The following is a 9,320-nucleotide window of genomic DNA, read 5'->3' as shown; positions in this document are numbered from 1 at the left end:
GGAGTGGGCGTCGGGGTGGCGGGCCGGTTCACCGGCGGCGGGGTGGACGGATGGGCCGGATGGGAGGGCGGCAGGGTGGACGCGCCGCGGTTCACCGACGCGTTCGGCATGTTCGGTATGTTCCGCGCGCCCTGCATCGGGGCCGGGTGGGCGGCCGGCCCGGGGTACTGCTGCCGGGCCGGGTAGCCCTGGTGCGGCGGGGGCACCATCGGGCCGCCGGTGCCGAAGCCGGTGGTGTACGGGTTCGCGGGCGGGTAGCCACCCGCGGCGGGCCACCCCTGGCGGGCGGCGCGGTACCGGAGGATGTCGGCGACCAGGAAGTACAGCGCGCCGCCGAACATGCAGATCAGGATGAGGGTGCCGCCGGTGTTGGACTGCCAGTCGTTCTCGTTGTCGGAGACTCCGAAGCAGAACATGGCGATCACGGCCATGCCGACCGCGACGGCCAGCATCAGCCAGTCGACGGTGCGCTTGCGCAGCACCGCCAGGTACAGCATCGAGACCCAGGCGAGGAAGCCCAGGGTGACCACCGGCAGCACCGTGAGGATCACCCGCAGCACGACGGCCGTCGTGGGGTCGGCGGGCTTGGGTCCCTGCGTCACCGGACCTGGGCCGTACATGTGGGTGCTCCTGGGTCGTCGGGCCACGGACGGCGGGCGGACTGCTGCTCGACGTCCGCCGCCACACGGACACCCGAGGGTGCCCGCGCCCACCCATCGGCGAACACCCTGTGAGCGTATCGGCCGCAGCGGGCGGCCGTCCCCTGCTCTCCCCCGACCTGTGGACAACTATTTCGGCACGCCCGGTTCCCCGGCTCCGGTCCGGCCCGCCCGGTTCCCCGGCGCGACCTGTCGTCCGCGGACCGTTCACGGACCGTCCGTGGCAGCCCCGCCGGTGCCGTTGCCGCGTGGGGTCCCGCCGGCACAGCGTCGTCCCGTATCTTTTCCGGCAGACCCCGACCCCGCTTCCGCTGGAGGACGACGATGGACAGGGCCGAGGCCGTCATCCCGGCGCAGGAGGCCGACGCCGAAGCCGCGGCGGGTGCGGGAGCGGCGAAGGCCGCCGGCGGGACCGGCGGCACCGGGCTGCGGCTGCGCAGGTTCGGCGCCGGCGCGGACCCCTACCTGCTCGCCATCGTCTTCTTCGCCGCCTACACCGCGCTGTCTGTGACCCGCTACCGGCAGTTGCTCACCATGTCCTGGGACCTGGGCATCTTCGAGCAGGCGATCAAGTCCTACGCCCACCTGCACGCGCCGGTCGCCGACCTCAAGGGCCCCGGGTTCAACATCCTCGGCGACCACTTCAGCCCGATCACCGTGCTGGTCGCACCCTTCTACCGGGTCTTCCCGACGCCGGTGACACTGCTGGTCGCCCAGGCGCTGCTGTTCGCGGTGTCGGTGATCCCGGTGACCCGGGTCGCCGGGCTGCTGCTCGGGCGGGGCCGCGGGCTCGCGATCGGGGTGGCGTACGCGCTGTCGTGGGGCGTGCAGAAGGCCGTCCAGTTCGACTTCCACGAGATCGCGTTCGCGATGCCGCTGCTGGCGTTCTCCCTTGAGGCGGTGCTGCGCAAGCGGTGGGCGGCGGCGATGTGGTGGGCGGTGCCGCTGGTCTTCGTCAAGGAGGACATGGGCGTCACGGCCGCCGCGATCGGTGTGATCGTATGGTGGCGCACCAGGGACGCGGGGGCCGCCGAGGCGGCGGACGCGGCGCGCGTCGGCACGGACCTCGACACGGACTCCGGCGCGGACTCCGGCGGTTCGCCGGGCGAGGACGCCGGGGAGCCGAACGGCACCGGTGTCGACGCCGGCACCGACGGCGACGGCCGCCCGGGGCGCGGCACGCACGGCGAGCGGCTGTCCGACGCCCTGCGCTTCGGCCCCTGGGCGATCGGCCTGGCCGGCTTCGGGGTCGCCATGTCCGCGCTCGCCTTCGCCGTGATCATCCCGGCGTTCAACACGACCGGCGGGTACGACTACTGGAACAAGTTGAACGGCAACGGCGCCCCGATGCCCGGGCACATCCCGTTCGACACCGCCCTGCACACCCTGCTGTGGATCCTGCTGCCCACCACCGGGTTGCTCGCCCTGCGCTCCCCGCTGATCCTCGCCGCCCTGCCCACCATCGGCTGGCGGTTCATCTCGCACGACGACCACTACTGGGGCACCGACTGGCACTACAGCGCCGTGCTGATGCCGGTGGTCATGCTCGCCCTGGTGGACGCCGCCACGACCTCGCGGCGCAGCCCGCGCCCCTGGCTGCGCTCCTACGCCTCCGGGCTGCCCGCGGCCGCTGCCGGCGCCGCCCTGGCACTGACCCTGACCCTCCCCCTGGCGTCGCTCGACCACTCGGCCACCTACAAGGTCGACGCCCGCACCAAGGCGATCGAGCACACCCTCGACGAGATCCCCGACGGTGCCACCGTGGAGGCGAACGTCGGCCCGATCAGCCGCCTGGTGCACCGCACCACCGTGTACTGGGTCGGCGACACCGAGGGCGTCACCCCGCAGTACATCGCGCTCGACAACACATCCGGCTGGGCCGGCGACCCGCTGACGTACGCGAAGCAGCTGCACCCGGCCGCCACGTACAGCCTGGTCGCCGACAACCAGGGATATGTGGTGCTCCACCTCACATCGGCTGGGCAGTAAGGCAGCCAGGCGCCCGGCAGTAAGGCGACGAGGCGCCCGCCACAGAGCGGGCGCCTCGCGATCGAGGACCGGGTCCTCGTTGCCCGGGTTACCGGGTCCTCGGTGCCCGAGTTGTCGAGCACCGTGGTCAGGAACTCCGCGGTCCACTGGAGCAGTTCGCGGCCCACCACCGGCTTGCCGCCGATCCGGGCGGTCGCCGGGCGCGGCACCAGCACCTGCTTGGTGGCGTGCCTGATCACCGAGCGCGGGTAGATCCGGCCGAGCCGAAGCTCCTGGGACTCGCGCAACTCGACCGGCCCGAAGCGGACGTTGCCGCCCTGGAGCGTGATGTCGCCGACGCCGACCTTGCGGGCCAGTATCCGCAACGCGGCCACCAGCAGCAGGTTCTCCACCGGCTCGGGCAGCTTGCCGTAGCGGTCGGCCAACTCCTCGCGCACCGCGGCGATGTCCTCCTCGCTGTTCGCGGCGGCGATCGACCGGTACGCCTGCAGCCGCAGCCGCTCGCCGGGCGCGTAGTCGTGCGGGACGTGCGCGTCGACCGGCAGCTCGATCTTCACGTCCAGCAGCTCCTCCTCCGGTTCGCCGCCGCTCTCCAGCGCGTTGCGGTAGTCCGCGACCGCCTCGCCGACCATCCGCACGTACAGGTCGAAGCCGACGCCCGCGATGTGCCCGGACTGCTCGCCGCCGAGCAGGTTGCCCGCGCCGCGGATCTCCAGGTCCTTCATCGCGACGTACATGCCCGCGCCCATCTCGGTGTGCTGGGCGATGGTGGCCAGCCGCTCGTGCGCGGTCTCGGTCAGCGGCTTCTCCGGCGGGTAGAGGAAGTACGCGTAGCCGCGCTCGCGGGAACGGCCCACCCGGCCGCGCAGCTGGTGGAGTTGGGACAGCCCGAAGGTGTCACCGCGCTCCACGATGAGGGTGTTGGCGTTGGCGATGTCGATGCCGGACTCCACGATGGTGGTGGACACCAGCACGTCGAACCGCTTCTCCCAGAAGTCCACCACCACCTGTTCCAGCTGCGACTCGCCCATCTGCCCGTGTGCGGTGGCGATCCGCGCCTCCGGCACGATGGCCCGCAGCCGCGCCGCGGCCCGGTCGATGGACTCCACCCGGTTGTGGATGTAGAACACCTGGCCCTCGCGCAGCAGTTCGCGGCGGATGGCGGCGCCGATCTGCTTCTCCTCGTACGGGCCGACGAACGTCAGCACCGGGTGGCGCTCCTCGGGCGGGGTGGTGATGGTGGACATCTCGCGGATGCCGGTGACCGCCATCTCCAGCGTGCGCGGGATCGGGGTCGCGGACATGGTGAGCACGTCGACGTTGGCGCGCAGCTTCTTGAGCTGCTCCTTGTGCTCGACGCCGAACCGCTGCTCCTCGTCGACGATGACCAGGCCGAGGTCCTTGAACTTCGTCTCCGACGAGAACAGCCGGTGGGTGCCGATCACCAGGTCGACGGCGCCGTCCCGCAGCCCCTCCAGGACCGCCTTCGCCTCGTTGTCGCTCTGGAACCTCGACAGCGCGCGGACGTTCACCGGGAACTGGGAGTACCGCTCGGCGAACGTGCCCATGTGCTGCTGCACCAGCAGGGTGGTCGGCACCAGGACCGCCACCTGCTTGCCGTCCTGGACCGCCTTGAACGCGGCGCGCACCGCGATCTCGGTCTTGCCGTAGCCGACGTCGCCGCAGATCAACCGGTCCATCGGCACGGACTTCTCCATGTCCGACTTGACCTCGGCGATGGTGGTCAGCTGGTCGGGCGTCTCCGCGTACGGGAAGGCGTCCTCCAGCTCGCGCTGCCAGGGCGTGTCGGGGCCGAAGGTGTGGCCGGGGGCGGCCATCCGCGCGGAGTACAGCTTGATCAGGTCGGCGGCGATCTCCTTGACCGCCTTCTTCGCCCGCGCCTTCGTCTTGGTCCAGTCCGCGCCGCCGAGCCGGTGCAGGGAGGGCGCCTCGCCGCCGACGTACTTGGTGACGTGTTCGAGCTGGTCGGTGGGGACGAAGAGCCGGTCGCCGGGCTGGCCGCGCTTGGCCGGGGCGTACTCCACCACGAGATACTCGCGGGTGGCGCCCTGGACGGTGCGCTGCACCATCTCCACGTAGCGGCCGACGCCGTGCTGCTCGTGCACGATGTAGTCGCCGCCGGTGAGGGTGAGCGGGTCGATGGTCTTGCGGCGCCGCGACGGCATCCGGCCCATGTCCTTGGCGGTGGAGCGCTGCCCGGACAGGTCGGTCTCGGTGAGCACCGCGAGCTTCCGCGCGGCGTCCACGAAGCCGTGTTCCAGCGAGCCGGTCGCCACATGCACCATGGCGGGCGCCAGCATCGCCGGGTCGGTCAGCTCCGGGTCCAGCCGGGCCGCGATGCCCTCGCCGCCCAGCACCTCCACCAGGCGCGCGGCCGGGCCGTGGCCCTCGGTGATGTAGACCGTGAGCCAGCCCTCGGCGAGCCAGCCCTTGGTGTCGGCGAGCGCGCGGGCGGTGTCGCCGCGGTACAGCTCCGGGGCGTGCATGCCCAGCCGCAAGGTGTCGCCGAACTCCAGCTCGGGACCGAGCGTCGGCCGTTCGCCGTACGGGCCGGCGGGCGCCGCGCCCTGCTCGTCGGCGGCGAACGGGCTCACCGACCACCAGGGGATGCCGAGCGTACGGGCATGCTCCCGGATGTCGGCGATGGACCACAAGGAGGCGGCGCCCAGGTCGATGGGTGCGGCGCCGCCGCCCGCCGAAGCCGCCCAGGACGCCTCCAGGAACTCCCGGGAGGTCGCCACCAGGTCCGCGGCCCGGGTACGGACCCGCTCCGGATCGCAGACCACCGCCATCGAACCGGCCGGCAGCACGTCGAGCAGCAGCTCCATGTCGTCGACCAGCACCGGGGCCAGCGACTCCATGCCCTCGACCGCGATGCCCTCGGCGATCTTGCCCAGCAGCTCGTCCAGCTCGGGGTGTTCCGTCGCCAGAGCCGCCGCCCGCGCCCTGACCTGCTCGGTCAGCAGCAGCTCGCGGCAGGGCGGCGCCCACAGGCCGTGCTCGGCGACTTCGAGGGAGCGCTGGTCGGCGACCTTGAAGTAACGGATCTCCTCGACCTCGTCGCCCCAGAACTCCACCCGCAGCGGGTGCTCCTCGGTCGGCGGGAAGACGTCGAGGATGCCGCCGCGCACCGCGAACTCGCCGCGCTTCTCGACCAGCTCCACCCGGGCGTACGCGGCCGCCGCCAGTCCGTCGACCACGGCGTCCAGATCCGCGCTGCCACCGCTGCGCAAAGACACCGGCTCCAGGTCGCCGAGCCCCTTGACCTGCGGCTGGAGCACCGACCTGATCGGCGCGACCACCACCTGGACCGGGCCTGCGACCACGTCGCCGGTGTGCGGGTGGGCCAGCCGGCGCAGCACCGCCAGCCGCCGCCCCACGGTGTCGCTGCGCGGGGACAGCCGCTCGTGCGGCAGCGTCTCCCACGACGGGTATTCCGCCACCGCGTCCGGCGGCAGCAAGGAGCGCAGCGCCGCGGCCAGGTCCTCGGCCTCGCGGCCGGTGGCGGTGACCGCGAGCACCGTACGGCGCGCGCGGGCGGCCAGCGCCGCGACCACAAAGGGCCGCGCGGCGGGCGGGCCGACCAGGTCCACCTGCGGGCGGTTGCCCGCGGCGGCCGACTCGACCGCCTCGGCGAGAGCGGCGTCCTCGACGACGACGTCGACCAGACCGTTCAGACTCATCAGGGTTCCGTCCCGGGAAGAAGATGCGGAGCAACGCGAAGCGCCCGACACGTCGCACGGGCCGGGGGTGCCTCCAGCGTACGACGTACCGGTGACAAGCACCGCCGGACCGCTCCTGGCGCCTCCTCGCCCGGGGAGCGTGCTGCTACGTTGTCGGCTTCGGGCCCGGCACACCGGCCCGGCAACCGAGGATTGTGGGGAGGGGCCTTGAGAGAGGCAGATCAGGGGCGCCGCGGGGGGCCGCGCAGAGCGTGGACGGTGGCGGTGGCCGCCGTCGTCGCGGGCGCACTGTCCTGGACGGGTGCGGCGCAGGCCGCACCGGCCAGGAGCGGCGCGAGCGCCGCGGGCAGCACAGCCGGCACCGCGCGCGACACGCTGCAGGGGGACTTCGCGAGCGCCGCGAAGGAGTTCCACGTGCCCGAGGGCCTGCTCATGGCGGTGGCCTACCACCAGTCGCTGTGGGACACGCACGCCGGAGCACCGAGCACCACCGGCAACTACAACGTCATGGGCCTGACCCATGTGGACACCGCCGCCCTGCGGGCCGCGGGCACCGCGCCGGACACCGGCCAGCGCGGCGAGGGCGGCAGCGCCGCCCCGGCCGCGCCGCGCGCCACCGCAGCACAGACGGCGGCCGGCCCGACCACCGCCTACCGCACGCTGGACGCGGCGGCCGCGCTGACCGGGACATCGCAGGCGCGCCTGCGCAGCGACCCGCTGCAGAGCATCCGGGGCGGCGCCGCGCTGCTCGCGCACTACGAGAAGCAGCTGGCCGGCTCCCTGCCGGCCGACCCGGGCGCCTGGTACGGCACCGTGGCCCGCTTCAGCCAGTCCACCGACGCCCAGGGCGCGGGCCAGTACGCGGACCGCGTCTACACCACGCTGCGGGCCGGGGTCTCGCGCACCACCGCCGACGGCCAGCTGGTCACGCTCGCGGCCGAGCCGGCCGTGACGCCCAGGACCTCGGCCCTGAAGGGCCTCGGCCTGCCGTCGGCGACCGCGGAGGCCGCGCAGGAGACGAAGGCCGGCGCGGCCGGTACCGCCTCCCCCGCCGCGAACCCGACGCCCGAGTGCCCGTCCGGCCTGACGTGCAACTACGTGCCGGCCGCGTACAAGCAGACCAACCCGAACGACAAGTCGAAGTACGGCAGTTACGACCTGGCGAACCGCCCGGCCGACGGCAACTCCATCAAGTACATCGTCATCCACGACACCGAGGGCAGCTACAGCAGCGCGCTGGGCATATTCCAGGACCCGACGCAGTACGCCGCCCCGCACTACATCGTGCGCTCGTCCGACGGGCTGGTCACCCAGGTCGTGCAGACCAAGAACGTGCCCTGGCACGCCGGCAACTACTACATCAACGCGCACTCGGTCGGCATCGAGCACGAGGGCTTCGCGATCTCCGGCGCGTCCTGGTACAGCGAGTCGCTCTACGAGTCGTCGGCGGCGCTGGTGCGCTACCTGGCGAACCGGTTCGACGTGCCGCTCGACCGGCAGCACATCCTCGGCCACGACGACGTGCCCTCGCCGCAGACCGCCCAGCTCACCAGCATGCACTGGGACCCGGGCCCGTACTGGAACTGGTCGCACTACCTGGACCTGCTCGGCGCCACTCCCGGTGGCGGCGGCACCCCGGTGGTGGGCGGCGAGATCACCATCGACCCGCCGTTCACCTCGGCGAACGAGCCGACGGTCACCGGCTGTAGTTCCAACCCGTGCGCCGCGCAGCCGACCAGCTTCGTCTACCTGCGCACCTCGCCGTCCTCGTCGGCCGCGCTGATCGGCGACCCGGTGATGGCGGCCAACAAGGTCGCCAACGGCACCACGCAGGCCGCCGACGTGACCGACAAGGCGGTCGCCGGGCAGTCGTTCGTCGTGGCCGGCGTCCAGGGCGACTGGACGGCGATCTGGTACGGCGGCCAGAAGGCGTGGTTCTACAACCCGGGCGGGCGGTTCGCGGTCGCGAACGGCAACACCGCGCGCCATGTGGTCACACCGGCCGGCAGCAGCGCGGTCCCGGTGTACGGCCGGGCCTACCCGGAGGCATCCGCGTACCCGTCGGTGATCGCCGGGGTGGCGAGCGAGGACACCCAGATCGTGGCGCCGCTGGGCTACACGATCCCGGCCGGCCAGTCGTACGTCGCCGACGACCCGGTGAACGCCGACTACTACTACGCCAAGAACATCGACCAGAGCGCGCCGGGCGACCAGACGCGGGTGGTGGGCACGACCGTCTACTACCCGATCCGGTTCAACCACCGGCTCGGCTTCGTCAAGGCGAGCGATGTCACGGCGGGTTCGGCGGTGGCTCCGCCGGCCGGGACGTTCACCGCGGCGGGCCCGACCAGGATCATGGACACCCGCAACGGCACCGGCGTCACCAAGGGCGCGGTCGGCGCGGGCAAGACGATCAGCCTGCAGGTCGCGGGCAAGGGCGGGGTGCCCAGCAGCGGCGTGACCGGCGTGGTCATGAACGTCACCGCGGTCAGCCCGACCGTCACCGGCCACGTCATCGTCTACCCCGACGGCACCACCCAGCCGAACACCTCCAGTCTCAACTTCCCCGCCGGCCGCACGATCGCGAACCTGGTCGTGGTGCCGGTGGTCAACGGCAAGGTGGACTTCTACAACTCGGCCGGCAGCGTCAACCTGCTCGCCGACGTCACCGGCTACTACACCTCGTCCAGCACCGGGTCGCGGTTCGATCCGGTCGGTCCCGAGCGGCTGATGGACACGCGTGACGGCACCGGCGGGGTGACCGGTCCGGTGACGGCGGGTCAGACAGTCTCGCTCCAGGTCACCGGCACCACCACCGGCATCCCCGACACCGGGGTCACGGCGGTGGTCATGAACGTCACCGCGGTCAGCCCGACCGCCACCGGCCACCTGATCGTCTACCCCGACGGCACCACCCAGCCGAACACCTCCAGCCTCAACTTCCCGACCGGGCAGACCATCCCGACTC

At 72.4% G+C, this 9,320-nt stretch carries 3 protein-coding genes and 1 pseudogene; 2 read left to right on the top strand and 2 right to left on the bottom strand.

The features are described from left to right. Positions 1 to 620: hypothetical protein (locus AC13HU_RS23640; protein ID WP_483043948.1), on the bottom strand; the 620-nt coding region annotated here is incomplete at its 3' end. 363 nt (positions 621 to 983) lie between these two features. Between AC13HU_RS23640 and AC13HU_RS23635 the strand changes: the two genes are divergently transcribed. Continuing rightward, a complete protein-coding gene (locus tag AC13HU_RS23635) occupies positions 984 to 2,648 on the top strand; it encodes a DUF2079 domain-containing protein (RefSeq protein ID WP_483043947.1) in 1,665 nt (554 codons plus the stop codon). 116 nt (positions 2,649 to 2,764) lie between these two features. Here AC13HU_RS23635 and mfd read toward each other — a convergent pair. Beyond that, positions 2,765 to 6,352, bottom strand: a pseudogene (mfd, locus tag AC13HU_RS23630) (transcription-repair coupling factor); the annotation flags it as partial. 207 nt (positions 6,353 to 6,559) lie between these two features. Between mfd and AC13HU_RS23625 the strand changes: the two are divergent. Then, positions 6,560 to 9,320 (top strand): N-acetylmuramoyl-L-alanine amidase (locus tag AC13HU_RS23625; RefSeq protein ID WP_483043946.1); only part of this gene is annotated, 2,761 nt, incomplete at its 3' end.

It is taken from the genome of Streptomyces sp. NH27 (assembly GCF_056859195.1).
The sequence above is the reverse complement of the archived record's forward strand: the minus strand, read 5'-3'. Positions and strand labels throughout refer to the sequence as shown.

Bases quoted from the DNA above. Each gene is read 5' to 3' on its own strand.
- AC13HU_RS23635 (WP_483043947.1), top strand. From the start codon at position 984: ATGGACAGGGCCGAGGCCGTCATCCCGGCGCAGGAGGCCGACGCCGAA.